Below are 17,921 nucleotides of genomic sequence, written 5' to 3' on the forward strand. Positions count from 1 at the left end.
AGCGGACAGGATTTGTCCGCCCTCTGAAGTTTTTTAAAGTCTGAATACCTTAAATGTAAGTGCTAAACGTCAGTATTCTCAGGTGAATAAAGATGCTTCTGGCGCATGTAGGCAATAAAAATGCAGGATGGTAGCGTCACCCGGTATGCGGGACCGGCTAAATCAATCAGCAGCCAGAGAGAACTGAGCACCCAGCCCACGGGACCGGCAAAAGCGCCCATGGTACGCGTCAGCATGGCATTTCCTGCAACGGTCAGCCCTCTGCCTAACAGGGCTTTCGCCACACCATTTGTGACAACAAGTGCCATCTGATAGGCCGCAAACCCGGATGTTTTTATCCCCGCCTGGATTGCCATGGTCAGCAACTCCGGCGTGGGGTTGCTGTAGCCTGTCTGCAATTCTTCCGCCACGGTCTTTAGCTGATCGGGCGTCATCTTCTCAAGGCTTTTCTCCAGGATCTTCATCAGCAGATTCATTTCAATGGTTTCAACACTGGATTTGTTGTTGTAGTTCACCTTCATTTTATCGCAGGCATCGGTGAGAATTTCCCGGTACAGCACCCCTTTACCCCAGCGGAGCAGCGTGGCAAAGCTGTTCGCCCCAAACGTCTGAACCTCGGCGGCAATGGCATCCCAGTAGCGCGGGTGGTTGGGTTTGTGTTTTTTATACTGAGGATCATAGGTCAGCGTTTCCGTGATGCGTGCCAGTCCGTCTTTCGGATCGCAGATAAGCACAGAAACCAGTAAATCCAGATCGTCACGATGGCAGTGGCGCAGAAACTCAAGGTCGGGGTCGTGTCGGTAGGTAGCCATATTTCACCTCATTGCAGACATTGGACCTGACAGTTTAAGGAAGCCCCCGGACAGCGTTTGTCCGCCTGAAAATAAAAAAGTAAAAAAAAAACCTGCCCAAAAGCAGGTTTCTGTTCACCGGATAGAGGTATAACGCGTCGGGATTACTTTCCGCGCCATTCCTTTTCCACTTTATCCGCAAAAGCATCGCACTGCCGGGCATATTCCGGGTTATACAGAAGCTCCGACTGCGAAAGTTGCATGGCGGTCATGCTGCCGTTACGGGCATTTGATTCGAGCCAGGTTCTGCCATAGGTCTTGTTCATCACCTGAAGTACCCTGTTGAATACCGGTCCGTTGATGCGGGCATTGAGATTGACGCCTTTTAACTGAAGGCCGCTGTCGCTGGTCTGGGTCAGGCGGGTGGAGTACATCGCGCAGAAGGTCGAATTGGTAATCATCTGAGCGTCAGCCTGCTCGTCGGCGAACGCGCTGTGGCTGAAGGCGGAAAGCAGAATTGCGGCGGTTAACAGTTTTAAAACTTTCATCATGTTCCCTTATGGATTGAAAAGCGGAGACAGCCTGCCATACGGAGTGGTCAGGAGATGTCCGGCAGAGAAAAAAGTTAGGGTTTCAGCGAGGGAGCCAGTCGCCAGCGGTGAGGGCCAGCGGATTCCAGCACAAAGGCCAGATGAGTGAGGTCCCGTCTTGCCGTACGGGGAGATACGTCAAACTGCCGGGTGATATAGCGAACAGATATCGTCTGACCATAAAACAGGGCCATGGTAAGCCGGATAAGCCGTTCTCCCTGCCCGGCGACACGTTGCCTGTAACGGCTGGCCTTCATCGTTGCCATACACGCCATCGGTCCCCTTTCTGAAATGAATCGAGGTGTCTGGCAAGCCAGATATCAGGGCATGAATTGCCGGTAACGCAGCGGGCAGTGAACCGGTGGCAGTTAAAGTCGAGCAAGCTGTAGGGATAGCGCTGGCCCACTGCCGCCTTTGCCCGTTCAGCGGCCTGAGCACAACCCTGAGGCGTCAAATCCATACAGTCGGTATACACCGAGATAGCGGAGTTCCAGCCATCGAGCCGGTCAAGAAACCCTTTGGCCTTACTTTTGATAACGGTTCCATCTCCATCAAGATGAACAATATCGCCGTTACCCACATAGATACCGCTGTGTGCGGCAAGGCCAAAAAGCAGTTCGCACTGCACGATACCGCCGTAAGCCGGTTCATCGACGCAGGACAGAATGCAGTTATCGATAAATGAATCCACGAAGTTCAGCAGCAGAAGCCGGTACATAACATTCAGTTCCTTACTACGGGGGAGAGGGGGGATGCGGGGGAAACGTTGTGAACACTCAGCTTTCCCACAACGTACGGACCGTGAAAACCCCCATATCGTGGTAAGCCATAAAGTTACTTTCCCATAGCGACCAGAACTCACGGGCGTCGACATGAGAGATATCGCCGCAGCGGGAGAGCCACGTGTACTGATGCGTCCAGCTCACATCGACATCTTTTTCAAGTTCAGGCCACGGATGTCCTGCATAGTGAAAATCGGTGACGTAATCGAGCTGCCAGTCTTCTCCGGCAGGGATGAGGCGTATTTCGACCGGATGCCAGCCACCCGTTTCCGGTGAGTATTCAGGGTCACGAAAGTTAATGGTTAATCCGGTGATGGGGTGACGATGAGGCGGTTTTTGCGCGACGATATCCAGAAGCATTTGGGTGAACGACCGGGAGAGCGGCAGCACATAGCCGCCCTGCAATATAGCGGGTGATGACATAGTGAATTTCCTTTTTAAGGGGTATGGAACACAGAAAAAGCGGGGGATTAGTCCTGGCTGATTGCGGCAAGCTGCGTCAGACGGTGCTGCCAGTCGGCGTAGCAGCGGTGCATAAAGAGTCTGCTGCTGTCCGCTTCGATAAGGCAGATATCCGGACTTCTGAGTACGGCGGCAAGAAACCCGGCGTTGTTGGTACTGCCCTGACCAAACAGCGGTCGAAACACACGGGACGGGAAGCTGTCCTGCTGCTGTTCCAGAATGGCGTGAATCGCATCAAGCGCTATCCATTCACGAGAGAACAGGCCTCCTTCGCCATTGGCGGTTAAGCGCAGGGCAAGGCTGCCGGTATCACCCTCCTTACCCAGCTCAAACGTCAGCAGCCCCTTACTGTGGGGGCTGATTTTCTCGGCGTCCCCACTGTAGAACACGGTATAGCTTTCGGTGACGGCGGCTTCGGTAGCGATTTTTTTCTTACTCATGGGTCAGCGCCTCAATCAGATTCTGTAGCTCAGTGATAACGGTCGTGCCCGGGAACACCAGATAGATACCCTGACCGTTATCGCAGACGATACCCAGCAGGAGATACCAGCCATCATCAAGTGCGGTGACGTATTCCGGGTTAGCCAGAGCGACTGCCAGCAGCGGGTCTTCGGGCAGCGTGTCATCGTGGTTGAGATGCCAGAGCAGGGTTCCCGTTTCGTTCCAGAAGGCGGTAAACAGGTCGATATCATCGACGGGGCCAAGGATTTCATTGCTGAGGGCTTCCAGCGCGGAGGCGGGCAAGTTGAGAAGGGGAAGACTGGTAGGGGTCGTGAGTTTAAACATGATTATCTCCATAATTAATTGATTTACATGGAAATAATATGTGCATAAAAAGAGGTTTTTTACGGTCATAGTCGTTGGTGTGGGTGAGCTTTGTGAATGTACAAAATCAAAGCACCCGCAGGCGTGAAATGTGACGAGTGTCACAATAATAAAAAATGAATAGAGTGTGGTTTTGATTATGGAAAGGTTGATTACCCTTAAGTTGGGCTGCATATTGTTAAAACCATTACTTTAATCTATTGATTTAAAAGGTATTAATTTTAAATGCCTTATGAGGTCGTTTTTCAGGCGAAAATCGGTGAGGTGTATCACCATTTTCTTATTTCAGAGCCTCAAAAGTTGACTTACTTTGGGCGACGCATCCGGAACACAATTTTTTTATATGGTTTAACGCTATTTTCCCTTTTCCCTGAGCAGGAGTACTCCTGATGAGTCATCATGGTCTTTCTGACTTGAGTATTAAATGTCAATGGGCATGTAAGAGCTGATTTTTCATGGGCTTGAAAGTGATGTCACGAATAAATAAGCTTATCCCATTGTTGGCCGACATATTAACTTACTCATTATCATCTGAATTTTCAGAGGACCATGTACATATTATGGATGTTAATTACCCTTTAAATAAATTAACGCAAGCGCTGGATAAAAAGAGCATCGCTGCTGCTCATAAAAATTCCTTCAATGTAGATGAAGAGATTCATGGATATTCCGACCATGGAGTATCTAATGCTATAGAATATTCAGAGGTTGCACCTAAAAATACTGGAGGTGTTTTTACTAAAGCCTTTCTTGATGAATATAAAATCCGTGCAGTACAAACTGGCCGGACTATCGAAGCCAGCGATACAAAATGTACCGGGCTTAAGGCTATATTCCACTCATCCGGACGCATTAAGTTTATTGTCCGCAAAAGTATTCGCGGAAAGAATGTTTACGTTTCCGTAGGAAGTTACCCTGAATTTTCCATTAATAACGCAAGGGAGCATGCCTTTAAAATAATTCAGGAGCTTAAGGCTTCCGTTGAGACTTATGGTGAGCGTTTTCTTACTCACAGTAAAATGACGTTTAATGAGCTTGTGGATGAGTATGAGAAAAGCGTACTCAGCACGGGCGTTAAGCGTTCAGCTAACACCGATCTTTCTAAGATCCGTAAATACCTGCGCCCTCTTCTCGGTGCCAAAAAGCTGGCAGGTATGACGGAGGCAGATATTCTGAGCTATCTGCATAATCTCGATCTCAAGCCTGCCACCCGCAACCGCCATCTGGCGCTCATTAAAGCGGTGTTTACCTGGGCTATACGCATGGGATACATCAGCCGCTCTCCGGCGCTTTATATCAAAGCGCTGCCTGAAGTGACGTCAGATCGCCGTGCCATGGATGACTCCCAGCTTCAGCGCTGGATGGACGTCTGTGAGCGCTGGCGTAATGGTAAACCCGATCATGAAGCCCTTGCTCTGCTCATGTTCCTTGCCCTGACGGGGCTGCGTCTGGGGGAAACCCGTCATCTTCGTCTTGAAGATGTGGACTGGAGCCGCAAGGTTATCACCCTTCGCCATACCAAAAACGGCAAACTACGCCGTGTACCGGTATGTGATAAGGCTTTCGTTCTTCTGACAGAACAGCGTCAGCATCTGGGTGATGAAGGCTGGGTATTTCCGGGCAAGGGAACCGACAATCCGGTTGCTGAGCCACGTCGCCTGCAAAAACGACTTTGTGAGGCTGCGGGCATTCCTCCGTTCACCATCCATGAGATGCGTCATACCTTTGCGACAAAGCTCATTGAGAGCGGGGCCGACATTCACACCGTCAAAGACTTACTGGGCCACAGCACTATCAAAGTGACGGAGCTTTACTTGCACGCTTCTCCGGCGCGTTACCACGAAGCTGTTAACCGGGCGATGAATGTTTTTCCGGCCTAAACAGAATTCCCCCTCAGGCAAGTGAGTTCTGCGCTTTACTGCCTGTGGTTCACATTCAAAAGGACCCTGTAAATGAATAATAAATCAACACCATCACCCTTGACTACAACGACCCCCGCTCGTTTTGCCTGCACGAAATTAAATGCATTTCTGGCTCGTCGTGCTCTTCATCTGAAGGTGGTAAGAAAAAACCTGAACAAGGCTGCTGCAATCGACATCGATCTCGATGACATTTCTAAGTGCGGATGCCGTGATGGTCTGCCTGAAGGCTTTGTCAATACTGCAAAAGGGCTTTTCTATTATGAAGGTAAAAAATGGTACCAGTTAAGCTCGACCCCCATTCTCCCTGTCTACAGGCATTATTCTGATTGTAAAACGCGCAATATGGGCGTCGAGTTGATGACTATCAACCATGCTGGAGAGTTCGCCTGTGCTGATGTCTCATTAAGTGATGCAATGGTAAAACCTGATCACGTCATGGCTTCTCTGGCGGGCAAAGGTTTTGGTATCTCCCTGACGATAAAGTCTAAAGAGCTGCTGGTGCAATTCTTACAGGTGTGTATGAAGAAATCGCTGGAATTGCCTACTTATCTTGTCGCAGATTCGATGGGTTTTGTGCCTGGCAACAAAGCATTTCTTCACGGCAGTATGCCTATCGCGCAGCACCTTTTGGGATTTGACTATTTGATTCCGGCTTACCGTGTTCCACGAGGGCTTGTCGAGTCGGGAACGCTGGATGACTGGAAAACGATGGTAGCTGAGCTGGTTCATGGCTGGCCTCAGGTCTTTGCATTATCCACAGCTTTTGCTTCGATGCTGCTGTCGTTGTGCAAAATGGATGTCGCATTGTTTCATTTTTACGGGGGGTCAACGACCGGAAAAACAATTCTTCTTCAGCTTCCCATGTCAGTTCACGGCCATGGTGGAGAACCCGGCAGTGCGCCAGATGTGAACATTTTACGCTGGAATACTACAGCGAATGCGCTTGAGAAAAACCTGAGTCGGTATTCAGGGATATTAGCCTGTATTGATGAGTTGGGTGCTTACAAACAGAAGGACTTTGCTTCCTTGCTGTACAATATTACTGCTTCGAAGGGTAAGGATAGAATGAATCAGCATCTGGAGATAGATGAGGCCTTTACCTGGAAAATGTTTATTCTTTCGTCAGGGGAAATGTCTATCCCTGAGAAGCTTGCCACGCAGAAAGAGCAAATTCAGGGAGGGCAGGAGCATCGTGCCATCAGTCTTAACATCCGCCCCGAAGATGCCCGTAAAGACGGTGAGACCTCTGAAGACGTACGTAATCGAGCTGAGAGACTGAAACATGGGTTGTGTGAGACTTACGGCACTGCGGGTAAGGAATTTATTGCCTGCCTTCTAACGTTGAAGGGTGAAAATGATGAGGCCTTATCTTATCAGGAGATGTGTAAATTCATCCAGGGTGCATCAAAAGATTGCTATGGCATTCTGATCGGTGAGTTGCAGAAAGAAGGCTATTCTCTCAGTGATATTCAGAAGCGTGCATTAGAACGTTTTGCTCTGTGCTGGTGCGCTGGGATTCTCGCAACTGAATGGAATATTCTTCCCTTTGGTGAGGATGTTATTGCAGATGCGGTAATGAGTGCCGCTCGCCGCTGGCTTGATGATAAGCCTAACCAGTATAACCCCGTGTTACTGGCTCTTATTGATATTCAGCGTGACCTTGTAAAGCGAGAGGGTGCGCATTTTATCGGTCTTAAAGAACCGGATAACCGTAAACCCGGAAATCACTGGGGCTATATTCACCATGCTACTGAGGATTTTTTAATCTTCGCACCTGTATTTGAAGAGTGGTGTCAGAAACATTCATTAAGCGCCAGTGACGTCGCTAAGGAGCTGGTACGACGAAAACTTCTGCGGGTAGAAAGTAAAGGGCATTACAAAAAGCGTCCTCTTACTGGTATGGACAGGTGTTACTACCACATTAAGCGAGGGTTTATCAGTGCTGATTTGAATTGTGCTTGAGCATTATCTGAATGTAGTTAACTAACTTATCTTTAAACTTATTATTCTGTATAAATTAACAGAAGGGGAACCCCATGACTGAATTCTGCGAATTAAATGAAACTCACACTTTTCCTGGTGCTATTACAGGCTGTGAAACTATTCGCCCACCATTTACGCCTCATGGTCTTATCATGACGCAGGCTAAATGCAATTTCTATGATATCTGTAGGGAAGTGACAGACAGTGAGTATCCTGAATTAAAAGCAATGATTAACCGAAATGAAAATATTCGTTTCTTTGCCAGTTATATTTTCAAAGGTAACGTTCGTTATGATTATCTTGGCGAATTTCCAACACTATCAATCGATCAGGCTCGCAATAAAGCCCGATATCTTGCCAGAAGTAATGGGGATGAGACCGCTTATGAATACATCCCATTCTGATTGATGAGTTTAACCTCAAAAAAAGCAGGGGCATTTGCCTCTGCTTTTCATTTATCGCAAGGACGGTAGCTGAGCTGTTATCCTTTCCGCCAGTAGCTGGCTGGTGTTTTGTAAACGCTGAGGATGAAGATGCGCATACCGTTGTGATGACTGACTGCTGCGATGCCCCAGCTGAGCCTGAACGTCATACAGTGTTCCACCGTAGGACACGATGAGGGCGGCAACCGAATGGCGGCAGGTATGAATACACACCTCTTTGTCGAAAATTCCCGCCCGACGCACAATACGCTGAAAGGCTTTAACCGGGTTACTCAGCGGCATTCCTTGTTTTTTACCTATAAACAACCACGGATTTCCCCGCTGTGTTGGCAGTGTTCTGATTACGTCCATCGCCAGTGAATTAAGATGAACAATCCGTCCATAGCCATTCTTGGTTTCAGGAAGCCATAGGGTGCGTTTAACCGGGTCAACATGCTCCCACTTAGCCAGACGCAGTTCATCACGACGAAGGCCGGTCAGTAACAGCAGTTTGACATAGCGGGCAGCTACGGGGCTGGTATCGTTATCGGCGGAGAGAAAAATACGACGTATTTCGTCCTCGGTGAAATAGCGCTGTCGGGCGTTGTTCTCCCTGAGAAGCTGTACCACTCTTGCCGGATGGACAGAGGTGATGCTTTGCCTTCCGGCCCAGGTAAACACCGCTTTAATCAGTACGATGACACGATTACAGGTTGCTGCTGATAATGAAGTGCTTAACGTCTGCTGGAGGCGGAGAATGCGGGCAGGCGTGATATCGCTAAGCAGCATCTGACCAATGGCGGGACGGATATGATCCCGGTAGCGCTGGAAATCCTTACCCCAGCTACGTTTAGCAGACTTTGCCCAAACCAGATAATGCTGGTTAAAGAGTTCATCAAATGTCATCTCTTGTCTCTTGTTTTCGCGTTCCTGCTTAGGGTCAGTTCCGGTGGCAAGTGAGCGTTTATGTTCCATGGCAATCTTACGGGCTAAGGTGACATCCACCTCAGGCCAGCGACCAATAGCGATGGCACGTTTTCTTCCATGGTAGAGGTAGCGGAGCAAAAACTTTTTACGTCCTTCTCCTTTGCTGACCAGACATTTCAGGCCAGAAATCTCGGTGTCGCTGTATTCGGCATCGGTGCTGCGTGAATCTGATGTGTTAGGGGGCAGGGATTTAATGAGCTGGTTAGTAAAACGGAAGCGTTTCGGACTGGACATATTACCTCCTGTGACTGGTGTAAAGAACGTCAGGGTTGACCCATCCCCGGCACGGCGCTGTTAATGGCTGAGTTGATTTTCTAGCGTGGCGAAGGGGATGCTGGTGTTACATGAGATGATTGAAGGCGAGAAATGCCGCAAAAATAGGTGTTACGGTCTGTTTCTGGTCTTAATGGAAAAAATACCGGTGGGGGATGTATTCAAAAAAATAATATGTGCTTTGATTGATTTTAATTACATATATGGGCGACATTATCCAGAAATACCTTATTGGAGAGTATGTGCTTATTTTGAGAGCATGCTTCTGCATTAATGATTAATCATTAATTTAGTAGGTGTTGTTTTTTATAGGGCTACATTTTTTAATTTTGGTGTTGTAGGTTTATTTCATGATTATGTGGAATACATCGTCTTTGTTCTGACCCCCCTATCTCAGTTGATATAGTTGTTTTTTTTTGGGGAAGGGAGGGCTTGTGGGTTGATTTTAAATTTAATTTTCATTATCTTCTTAAGGTAACCTCATATCAAAAGGACAATGTCAATGAAGTTTTTCTCCACTGGTTTCTATGTTTCGAATGATGTTTTATTTGACGATGTATTCAATGAGTGCTTTTCTTGGATTCATGAATCACCACACACAAACTTTATACCTGCACAATTGGCGTGTGACTATCTTAGTGAAGATTTTTATGTAGAGTCAAGTAATGAAAGGATTGATGTAATTACTCATGGCAACCAAGATGTTCAGTTAGGTTGCTTCAGATATTCTAAAATTTCCGAACCACACAAATGGGTAACTGATATATCTATAAATAAGAACTTAATAAATAATACGGTATGGATCCAAGTTGAATCAAGTGTGGTTAGTCAGGAGGCTGCGTATTTAGCACCTCAACCTAAAAAACCTTTGATAGTAATTAGGTTGATAGATAAATTTTCTGGTGGTTTGGATGATGCCTTCAAAACATCAATAGAACCTGATTACCTTTCGAATTCTGAAGAGCATTTAAAGTTGGCGGCAAAAGTTATCAATGGAGAAACTGAAAACAGGCTGCCAATAATCTATGTCAGTTCGAAATATTTTTACAATGAACATCCTCATAACATTATTCCTGAGCGATTAGCAAGAAAGGTGTGTGGCATAGCTCATGTTCTAATTGAACCTCGTGAGAAAATGTTTTCAATAAAACTAAAAAATGAGACAAATTCTAAAAATGCTTACGCAGGTGCAGTCGGAATTTACTGGCCGCGAGGACAAAATATCTCCTTTTACCGTCGGGGTGAGAAAACAGCGAAGGAGTTTGAAGATGAATTATTTGATGATGTCGTAAAAGCCACATCTACAATGGCTCCCGTCTCTGAGGGGGGATGGAGTGAAATACAAAAAAGAAGAACTAAGGATTCTATTAATACACTTAAGATTAGAGGTGAATACACAAGTGAATTGATGGGTTTGTATGAGGCCGATAATGTTGCAAAAGATGAAACAATAGAAGAACTCAAAAGTAATATATTATCTTTAGAATATCGTGTTCGAATGCTTCAATCACAAGCTTCAGCTCAAGGAAGTATAGTAATGAATGCAGGGGAAGAAACTGACTTTTTCAATGGTGAGATCAAAGATGTAATAATAGAAGCACTGAAGGTTGCTATTGTGAATACGAAAGAGGGTAGTCGAAGTAATCATATATTATCTTCTTTAATTTCCAATAACCCTCAAACTATGGAAGCAAATTCGCGTCAAACTCATTTGAAAAGAGCACTTAATGGCTACAGGAGTATGGATAAGGCAACGTCAAGGCAGCTTAAGGAACTTGGGTTTGAGTTGTCTGAGGAAGGTAAGCATTGGAAGTTAGTATATAATGGTGATTCCAGATACTCTTACATTCTTCCTAAAACAGGGAGCGACTATAGAGGATCTTTGAATGCTATTTCTGATATAAGTAATATTATTTTCTAACAAAATCTAGCCCCTTATAAAGGGGCTGGGTTATGGCTATTTTAAATCGGTAATACACATTGTTTAATGTAAGTATTACAGTTCAAAGTTTATGTTCAGGTAAGGAATTCCGATGGGGCTGAGTCATTTTTTAATGACGTGGAAAGCGGGGGATTTTGCTGATGCGAAGAATCATAAGGTGAAAAACAGGAATATTACAGGTGGAGTAGATGGTGGAAACACCCGACTGACAAGGGGAGTTGATAACGCTGAGTTCTTCCCCCTTGCCTGAAGAGGAGTCTCCCCGGTCTTCCCCCGGGGGTAATGGAAGGTAATTTGTTGTTAAATAAAGTAAATTATGAAATCCCCCATTTCCCCCGTATTCTCTGCTTCATTATGAATAATCTTAGAGAAAGGAACCGTAGAGGACCGTAGAAAGACCGTAGCAGTGGGGTAAGGAAGAGACACATCAGAGGGTGTTGAGGTGTGTAAAAGTAACGAACATCTGCGAAAATGGCGAGAAATCCAGCAAACAAATAACGTGTTGCAACGACCAGAAATCTACCGTAGCTAAGAAAGGAAAAAGCCCCGCTTTGCAGCGAGGCCTTATGAATAGTGGTGCCCGGACTCGGAATCGAACCAAGGACACGGGGATTTTCAATCCCCTGCTCTACCGACTGAGCTATCCGGGCAACGGGGCGCATTAAACCGTAATCTGCACATCTCGTCAACTCAATTTCACGTTTCGCTGTCTGGTTGCTTATCTTTGCGGCAGTTTGTGCAGTTCTGGACCATTATTGTGGAAAATTACATCACTCCCATATCACCTTCCCGCTGTTTCCAGCCGCTTTGGATGGCGGTGACATGCCGTTTACCTGTAAGCGAATAGCCTGGGATAAAACTGTCTTCTTGTCTCGGGGAGTTGATAATTATTTCTGCATCTACACCTTTTTGGTAGTAACCGTGATGGCTGGCAACGGTGCCTATGTAACAGTTGTTATTCAACCAGACAGGAATGACGGCAACACGTTCAAAGGTGTAATGCAGTGGCTCTCCAAAGCGGTAGTTATCAGCATCTGCGGCAGACGTGTTTGGTGGAATTGGGCATATAGCAGCAGGAGGTTGATTTGAGGGCATATCTTTAATGAGATGGTCCTGCATCCGGGCGAGAGATTTCAACAGGCCTTTGCGGTCTGTATCACTGATTGCCGGGAGTTCTTTGCTGTCGGCTTTCATTATTTCTAATGCATAGCGATAACGAATCGTCACAGCAGGAACTTTTTCTTCGTTGCTAAAAGGCCGCAGTAGATAAAGGTTATCTTCGCCAAACTGGCCGTTATACCAGAGCGCATAAACCTGGCCGTTTATGCGTACCCATTGGCTCCACTGGTTAGCACCACGTCCGGGTTCCGAGAACAACGCACCTGCTACGTAGACGTTTTCATCGTCAGTGCTATTAACCGCATAAAACGACTTATCTCCGCGTTTTAGTACGCCCGTGTAACTGACAAGCCCCGTACCACCAGCGTAACAGTCAATAATGAGATCGCGTTTTCCGTCACCATCTAAATCAACCAACACATAGTCAGTTCGCCCATTTTCGGAAACTCCTTCGACAGGCGATTGTTTAAAGGCCTGCCATTCATCGTCACTGATTTCTGCTGAGGGTTTTTGATCGGGTAATGGATTACCTTGTTCATCGATGCTTTGCACTGAGAAATCCGTAGCCTGCCCCATTAATGGAAACTGGTCGGCAACTTTCTTCAGATTCAGTTCTGGGTTAATCGCTTTTTCTTTATTGATGGCATCATAAAGGGACTTTAGCGCGGCATTATCTTTGTCGATGTCTTGTTGCGTGCGGACATGGCTCACGAACGTGGGCAGCGTCCAGACTCCGTTAACAGAGAAAGTTCCCCGACCACCGCTACGGTATTCATCGGTTAATGCAAACGTTTTTCCGGTCCAGCGCCAGATCTGTATCGGCTCGGCAAATTTTCTTATTTCTCCGTCCTCATAGCCGCTTGCATCGCTGGTTATCAACTGCGGAGGGGCTGTTAGCGTGGAGTTAGTTAGCCACATAGCGTAACGGGAAATATCGAAACACGCTGTTTGAATTAACGTATGAATTTTATCAACCGGAATGGCGTAATAGCGGTTTTTGTCCCCCTCTGTCGGCCCGCTACAGTTCATCTCTGGTGTCAGTTGAAGCTGTGACTGGATATTTTGAAGCTGTATTTCCGTTAATGGTGTCATTTTCGGCGATGAGATAACGGGGCGTGTCGCGATAAGCGGTGTGGGAGATTCGGGGAGTGCTTCGAAAATGTTGTCAGGTCCTGGCTTAAGCAGGGCGCTTGCGGTATTGATACGTTTTTGGAACGCATCCATTTTCAGTAGTACGGCATCAGATCCTGCCAGAGAGAGCATTTTACGTTCGCCGTCGGCTTCAAATTCAATCACGTCATTTTGTTGTAATGCCCGAATAAAGTCAGACCTGATGTCACTTCCCAGCAAAAAATAGCCATCAGAAACAGGGATAAGCGGCCTTTGTTTTTGATTATTAATAAAAAGCACGGCAGTGGAGATGGGGGATTGCCCTTGCTCTCGTTGGGAAAAAGTCACCTCTATTCGGGTATCAGAGGATATACCCGCTCGACGCGTCAGTAATGCACTGACGTTATCACCATAGCCCGCAGCGCGGCAGGTGCCAGTGTTGTCGCAGGCGAGTTCCCAGTCTTTATGGCTGAAAGTAAGGCCACTTATGGCATTGGCAAAAAATGGTATAACGAAAAGACTGGCAAGTGTGGCGTGGTGAAGCAGGCGCATATAATTCCCTTTTACATATCCATGTTGGTGGAATTATATGCGTATACGAAAGGACCAGAAATCCGAATTACGTCAGTGCACCGCCCTGGCGGCAGCGGGCGAAGCGCAGGATATCTTCCGCCAACCGGTGTGCGGTGTCGACATCCGCCTGGCTACGATTCACCAGCATTCGGCTCAGGCAGCCTTCGAGTACCAGTTCCATCTGTTTTGCCACCATTGCCGGGTCATCGACTTCCAGTTGGGTCAGCAGCTCGTGGCTGAACGTATATGCCGCTTGCTTCTGTTGATCCGCCAGTTGATGAATCGGGTGATCCGGGTCTGGATAAAACGTACAGGCGGCGATAAACAGGCAGCCTGGATAGCGCTGATTACTGACGCAGTCCGTCAGGGCGTTATAGCGCGCCAGCAATTTTTGCTCAGCGGTCAGTTCATCATCCAGCATCAGTTGACGACGCCAGATATCCACCTGCTGACTGAGATAGCGTAGTGCGTCATAAAGCAGCGCCTCGCTGTCCGGCCAGTAACGTCTCAGCTCGTCGAGCGGACGATCGACACGTTCGGCAACCATCTCAAGCGTAGTGCTGGCTATCCCTCTGATCTCAAGTAAATGTAGGGCTTCTCCCAGGACATCTTCACGTTGCACGGTGTTCTCCTTCGTTCCCAACGGTTTTTCCCGTCTAAAGTGTTGTCTACGGTTGGCGATCGCGCAAATGCGCGTTGAATGCAGCAGCATCCATAAAGCCGGTTACCCGTTGTGTCGGCTGTTCCTGCCCCTCTTTATCGAAAAAGAGGATGGTGGGCAGGCCCAGTACATTTAAATGTTTCAGCAACGCGGCGTTCTGCGCGCTGTTGGCGGTGACATCCGCCTGCAACAATACGGTGTTGCTCAGCGCCTGTTGCACCTGTGGATCGCTGAATGTGTATTTCTCAAACTCTTTACAGGCCACGCACCAATCGGCGTAAAGATCTAACATCACCGGCCGACCTTTGGCTTTCGCCAGCGCCTGGGTGAGTTCTTCGACGCTGCTAACCTGAGTAAAGTTCAGGTGCGATCGTTCCTGTGCTGCTGCCGTGTTGCCGAAGGCCCAGTCCTGTAACGGGCGTACGCTGATTAACGCGGCGGCGAGCAGGATAATCTGCCCAAGTCGCATCCACGGCTTTTGCGCGCCCAGGCTGGTGATAAAGGCCCAGCCAAAGAACGCGACACCAAGCAGCGACCACAAACGCAGTCCCCACGCCTCGCCAATAACGCGTTCTAGCAGGAATACCGGCAATGCGAGGATCACAAAGCCAAACGCCGTTTTGACATGCGCCATCCACGGCCCACTTTTCGGCAACAGGCGGTTGCCAAAGACAGTGACCAGAATCAGCGGCAGACCCATCCCCAGCGCATACAGATAAAGCGTCCCGCCGCCCAACAGCAGGTTGCCACTTTGCGCGATGTAGAGCAGGATGGCGCTCAGCGGCGCGGTGGTGCACGGCGAGCAGATGAGCCCGGCGATCGCGCCCATCGCGAAAACCCCGCCCAGCGAACCGCCCTGCTGGCGATTGCTCATCAGCGTTAATCGCGTCTGTACAGACGATGGCAGTTGCAGCGAGAACGCGCCAAACATCGAGAGCGCCAGCAGGATAAACACCACAGAGAGGCCAATCAACACATACGGATGCTGCAACGCGGCCTGGAACTGCATACCTGCGGCGGCGACAACCAGCCCCAGCGCGGTATAGGTCAGCGCCATCCCCTGGACGTAGATAAACGCCAGCAGTAGCGCGCGCGCCGTGGAGAGGCGCTGTTTACCACCCAGCACGATCCCCGAGATTAACGGATACATTGGCAACACGCAGGGCGTGAAAGCAATGCCTATACCGATAAGCAGCGCCCAGAGCGCAGAGAAGGGCAAATCCGCGCTGGCAGGTGCCGATGTTTCAACAGGGGCAGATGTCGCTGCGACGACGCTTAGAGGGACGGTTCGGGTTTCTGGTGGGTAACAGAATCCCGCGTCGGCACAGCCCTGATACGTTACCGTCAGCGTCGCCCCCTGGGACGCCTGATTAATCGTCACCGGTACGGTTAGCTGTTGGCGATAAATCTCGCTCTTACCGTAGAATTCATCTTCATGCCACTGCCCGGCGGGCAGCACCAACGGCGATGTTTGCGCCTGATTGGGCACGACTTTAATTTGCTGGCGATAGAGGTAGTAGCCTTCCTTTACCTGCCAGGTGAGGTTGAGATCCTGTTGGTTCTGCTGAAAATCGAAAGCGAACGCCTGGTCCGCCGGAACAAAGTTAGTGCGGCCGGGTGCGTCGAACAGACCGGCAAAGGCGGATGTGCTGCACAGCAGCAGGATCAGCGTAAGGATGCGTTGAGCCATGAGAGATAATCGCTGTCTCCGTGAGTAACGGGTAAAACCAATAATTCCGGGGTCTGATACGGGTGATGAGACTTCAGGCAATCGAGCAGCGCCTGCTGATGTGTCAGATTGGTTTTGAGGACCATCTGCACTTCGTACTCCTGCTCCAGCTTTCCTTCCCAGTAATAAAGCGACGTCGCGCCGGGAATAATCGTTGCGCAGGCGGCAAGTTTTTCCGCCAGTACTTTGGCTGCTAAATCCTGGGCAGTCGCTTCATCCGGGGCAGTACAGAGAACAACAACAGCGTCGGTAGTGCTCATCATCAACCTCGTATCGGTGAAAGAGGCAACTATAGCACGGTGTGGCGGAGGGAAGGCGCGAATCGGGCCGCAGAGCGGCCCGGGTTTAAGGTTTTTTACTTACAGCATGATCCCGCCGAAGATGAAACCTAAGATGACGCACAGAGCAATGGCAATGACGCCAGGCACCAGGAAGGCGTGGTTAAAGACGTATTTGCCGATACGCGTCGAACCGGTGTCATCCATTTCGACCGCTGCCAGCAGGGTCGGATAGGTTGGCAGAACGAACAGCGCAGAAACCGCAGCAAAGGACGCAATCGCCGTCAGCGGGGTAACACCCAGCATCAGCGCCGCAGGCATCAGTGCTTTGGTGGTTGCCGCCTGGGAGTAGAGCAGGGTAGCGGCAAAGAACAGCACCACGGCCAGCAGCCATGGGTAGTTGTGCAGCAGGTCACCCGCCACTTCCTGGATATCGGTGATATGCGCTTTGACGAAAGTATCACCCAGCCAGGCCACACCCAGTACGCAGACACAGGCGCTCATACCGGATTTAAAGGTGCTGGCATTAAGGATTTCGCCGGTATCGATTTTGCAGGTAAAGCAAATCAGCGTCGCGATAGTCAGCATGAAGACCACAATCGCTTCGTTACGCGGCAGGACCGGGTTCTGAATCAGGCCAACCGTATCGCTGATGGCGGTGGCGTAGAACATCACCGCGATGATACCGATCAGGAACAGCAGAACGGAGCGTTTCGCGTGTGGTTTCAGTTTGAAGACCTGGCTTCCGCGCAGCTTCACTTCGCCTTTAGCCAGACGTTCCTGATAAACCGGATCATCTTTCAGTTCGCAGCCCAGGAAGTTACACACGCAGGCGGTGATCATGACGGCAATCAGCGTGACCGGAATACAGATAGCCAGCAGTGTCAGATAGCTTACGCCCATCGGCTCCAGAATACCGGCAAAGAAAACGACGGCAGCGGAGATAGGGGACGCGGTGATCGCGATCTGTGAGGCGACAACGGCGATAGAAAGCGGACGAGATGGGCGAATACCCTGCTCCTTCGCCACTTCGGTGATAACCGGCAGCGTGGAGAACGCGGTATGCCCGGTCCCGGCCAGAATGGTCATAAACCAGGTAACCAGCGGCGCGAGGAAGGTGATGTACTTCGGATGACGGCGCAGCATACGCTCCGCCAGGCTCACGAGGTAATCCATCCCCCCGGCAACCTGCATAGCGGCAATAGCCGCGATAACCGCCATGATGATTTCAATAACATCGAACGGGATAGCTCCCGGGTTAATCTGGAAAATAAGGGTGAGGATAAGAACGCCGAAACCACCGGCAAAACCAATGCCGATACCGCCGAGCCTTGCTCCGAGATAGATCGCAAGCAGGACAATAACGAGCTCTGCACCAAACATATGTAGCCTTCCTTGTGTTTACAAGTTGATATTAGAATGTTGTAGGTTGGTAAATCATAAAAAGCAAAAAGGGCATGTCATCGCTGACA

At 48.9% G+C, this 17,921-nt stretch carries 17 protein-coding genes and 1 tRNA gene; 4 read left to right on the plus strand and 14 right to left on the minus strand.

Annotated elements, in window-relative coordinates; all coding sequences use genetic code 11:
* Window positions 1-62 precede the first annotated feature (62 nt).
* From AC1MKH_RS01915 to AC1MKH_RS01945, 7 genes are all read right to left on the minus strand, one after another.
* Complete coding sequence (locus tag AC1MKH_RS01915) at window positions 63-812, minus strand: YaaW family protein (RefSeq protein ID WP_000257250.1); 750 nt, start codon at window positions 810-812, stop codon at window positions 63-65.
* Between the two features lie 143 nt (window positions 813-955).
* Window positions 956-1,342: a hypothetical protein gene (locus tag AC1MKH_RS01920; RefSeq protein WP_239698394.1), complete on the minus strand. Its 387-nt coding sequence runs from the start codon at window positions 1,340-1,342 to the stop codon at window positions 956-958.
* Between the two features lie 74 nt (window positions 1,343-1,416).
* Window positions 1,417-1,647 (minus strand): DeoR family transcriptional regulator, encoded by a 231-nt coding sequence (locus tag AC1MKH_RS01925; protein ID WP_170239648.1) that lies wholly within the window; start codon window positions 1,645-1,647, stop codon window positions 1,417-1,419.
* The gene (locus AC1MKH_RS01930; RefSeq protein WP_049038183.1) at window positions 1,635-2,099 is read right to left on the minus strand and encodes a lecithin retinol acyltransferase family protein; all 465 of its coding nucleotides are present in this window, start codon (window positions 2,097-2,099) and stop codon (window positions 1,635-1,637) included. Before AC1MKH_RS01930 ends, AC1MKH_RS01925 begins: the two co-directional genes overlap by 13 nt.
* A 58-nt stretch (window positions 2,100-2,157) precedes the next feature.
* A complete protein-coding gene (locus AC1MKH_RS01935; RefSeq protein WP_059387051.1) occupies window positions 2,158-2,586 on the minus strand; it encodes a DUF2787 family protein in 429 nt (142 codons plus the stop codon).
* Between the two features lie 47 nt (window positions 2,587-2,633).
* The gene (locus AC1MKH_RS01940; protein ID WP_276220746.1) at window positions 2,634-3,065 is read right to left on the minus strand and encodes a hypothetical protein; all 432 of its coding nucleotides are present in this window, start codon (window positions 3,063-3,065) and stop codon (window positions 2,634-2,636) included.
* Window positions 3,058-3,411, minus strand: coding sequence for a hypothetical protein (locus tag AC1MKH_RS01945; RefSeq protein WP_276220745.1), 354 nt, complete (start codon window positions 3,409-3,411; stop codon window positions 3,058-3,060). Before AC1MKH_RS01945 ends, AC1MKH_RS01940 begins: the two co-directional genes overlap by 8 nt.
* A gap of 494 nt (window positions 3,412-3,905) precedes the next feature.
* Between AC1MKH_RS01945 and AC1MKH_RS01950 the strand changes: the two genes are divergently transcribed.
* From AC1MKH_RS01950 to AC1MKH_RS01960, 3 genes are all read left to right on the plus strand, one after another.
* The gene (locus AC1MKH_RS01950; protein ID WP_276220742.1) at window positions 3,906-5,330 is read left to right on the plus strand and encodes a site-specific integrase; all 1,425 of its coding nucleotides are present in this window, start codon (window positions 3,906-3,908) and stop codon (window positions 5,328-5,330) included.
* Window positions 5,331-5,402: 72 nt separating this feature from the next.
* Window positions 5,403-7,334: a DUF927 domain-containing protein gene (locus AC1MKH_RS01955; RefSeq protein WP_276220741.1), complete on the plus strand. Its 1,932-nt coding sequence runs from the start codon at window positions 5,403-5,405 to the stop codon at window positions 7,332-7,334.
* A gap of 74 nt (window positions 7,335-7,408) precedes the next feature.
* Entirely contained in the window at window positions 7,409-7,759 is a 351-nt protein-coding gene (locus tag AC1MKH_RS01960) for a DUF4102 domain-containing protein (RefSeq protein ID WP_079820674.1), read from the plus strand.
* Window positions 7,760-7,810: 51 nt separating this feature from the next.
* Here the strand turns inward: AC1MKH_RS01960 and AC1MKH_RS01965 are convergent, their stop codons facing one another.
* Window positions 7,811-8,998: a tyrosine-type recombinase/integrase gene (locus AC1MKH_RS01965; protein ID WP_059387045.1), complete on the minus strand. Its 1,188-nt coding sequence runs from the start codon at window positions 8,996-8,998 to the stop codon at window positions 7,811-7,813.
* A 541-nt stretch (window positions 8,999-9,539) separates the two neighbouring features.
* On the opposite strand from AC1MKH_RS01965, the gene AC1MKH_RS01970 reads away from it, so the two are divergent.
* Entirely contained in the window at window positions 9,540-10,958 is a 1,419-nt protein-coding gene (locus tag AC1MKH_RS01970; protein ID WP_039260992.1) for a hypothetical protein, read from the plus strand.
* A 595-nt stretch (window positions 10,959-11,553) separates the two neighbouring features.
* On the opposite strand, the gene AC1MKH_RS01975 is transcribed toward AC1MKH_RS01970, so the two are convergent.
* The 6 genes from AC1MKH_RS01975 to AC1MKH_RS02000 form a co-directional block, all read right to left on the minus strand.
* Window positions 11,554-11,629, minus strand: a tRNA-Phe gene (locus AC1MKH_RS01975).
* A 115-nt stretch (window positions 11,630-11,744) separates the two neighbouring features.
* On the minus strand, window positions 11,745-13,760 hold the full coding sequence (locus AC1MKH_RS01980; protein ID WP_276220735.1) for a DUF1176 domain-containing protein: 2,016 nt from the start codon (window positions 13,758-13,760) through the stop codon (window positions 11,745-11,747).
* A 67-nt stretch (window positions 13,761-13,827) separates the two neighbouring features.
* Entirely contained in the window at window positions 13,828-14,403 is a 576-nt protein-coding gene (locus AC1MKH_RS01985) for a transcriptional regulator (protein ID WP_276220734.1), read from the minus strand.
* A gap of 46 nt (window positions 14,404-14,449) precedes the next feature.
* Window positions 14,450-16,132, minus strand: coding sequence for a protein-disulfide reductase DsbD (locus tag AC1MKH_RS01990; protein ID WP_276220732.1), 1,683 nt, complete (start codon window positions 16,130-16,132; stop codon window positions 14,450-14,452).
* Window positions 16,108-16,431, minus strand: a complete 324-nt coding sequence (gene cutA / locus AC1MKH_RS01995) for a divalent cation tolerance protein CutA (RefSeq protein WP_015966243.1) — start codon at window positions 16,429-16,431, stop codon at window positions 16,108-16,110. The genes AC1MKH_RS01990 and cutA overlap by 25 nt, the downstream gene beginning before the upstream one ends.
* Window positions 16,432-16,530: 99 nt before the next feature.
* Window positions 16,531-17,832: an anaerobic C4-dicarboxylate transporter gene (locus AC1MKH_RS02000; protein ID WP_276220730.1), complete on the minus strand. Its 1,302-nt coding sequence runs from the start codon at window positions 17,830-17,832 to the stop codon at window positions 16,531-16,533.
* Between the last annotated feature and the right edge of the window lie 89 nt (window positions 17,833-17,921).

It is taken from the genome of Pseudocitrobacter sp. CD920760, assembly GCF_057782505.1.

Bases quoted from the DNA above. Each gene is read 5' to 3' on its own strand.
- AC1MKH_RS01950 (WP_276220742.1), top strand. From the start codon at position 3,906: ATGGGCTTGAAAGTGATGTCACGAATAAATAAGCTTATCCCATTGTTG.
- AC1MKH_RS01940 (WP_276220746.1), bottom strand. From the start codon at position 3,065: ATGAGTAAGAAAAAAATCGCTACCGAAGCCGCCGTCACCGAAAGCTAT.
- AC1MKH_RS01965 (WP_059387045.1), bottom strand. From the start codon at position 8,998: ATGTCCAGTCCGAAACGCTTCCGTTTTACTAACCAGCTCATTAAATCC.
- AC1MKH_RS01960 (WP_079820674.1), top strand. From the start codon at position 7,409: ATGACTGAATTCTGCGAATTAAATGAAACTCACACTTTTCCTGGTGCT.
- AC1MKH_RS01945 (WP_276220745.1), bottom strand. From the start codon at position 3,411: ATGTTTAAACTCACGACCCCTACCAGTCTTCCCCTTCTCAACTTGCCC.
- AC1MKH_RS01925 (WP_170239648.1), bottom strand. From the start codon at position 1,647: ATGGCAACGATGAAGGCCAGCCGTTACAGGCAACGTGTCGCCGGGCAG.
- AC1MKH_RS02000 (WP_276220730.1), bottom strand. From the start codon at position 17,832: ATGTTTGGTGCAGAGCTCGTTATTGTCCTGCTTGCGATCTATCTCGGA.
- AC1MKH_RS01955 (WP_276220741.1), top strand. From the start codon at position 5,403: ATGAATAATAAATCAACACCATCACCCTTGACTACAACGACCCCCGCT.
- cutA (WP_015966243.1), bottom strand. From the start codon at position 16,431: ATGAGCACTACCGACGCTGTTGTTGTTCTCTGTACTGCCCCGGATGAA.
- AC1MKH_RS01970 (WP_039260992.1), top strand. From the start codon at position 9,540: ATGAAGTTTTTCTCCACTGGTTTCTATGTTTCGAATGATGTTTTATTT.
- AC1MKH_RS01990 (WP_276220732.1), bottom strand. From the start codon at position 16,132: ATGGCTCAACGCATCCTTACGCTGATCCTGCTGCTGTGCAGCACATCC.
- AC1MKH_RS01980 (WP_276220735.1), bottom strand. From the start codon at position 13,760: ATGCGCCTGCTTCACCACGCCACACTTGCCAGTCTTTTCGTTATACCA.
- AC1MKH_RS01915 (WP_000257250.1), bottom strand. From the start codon at position 812: ATGGCTACCTACCGACACGACCCCGACCTTGAGTTTCTGCGCCACTGC.
- AC1MKH_RS01930 (WP_049038183.1), bottom strand. From the start codon at position 2,099: ATGTACCGGCTTCTGCTGCTGAACTTCGTGGATTCATTTATCGATAAC.
- AC1MKH_RS01920 (WP_239698394.1), bottom strand. From the start codon at position 1,342: ATGATGAAAGTTTTAAAACTGTTAACCGCCGCAATTCTGCTTTCCGCC.
- AC1MKH_RS01935 (WP_059387051.1), bottom strand. From the start codon at position 2,586: ATGTCATCACCCGCTATATTGCAGGGCGGCTATGTGCTGCCGCTCTCC.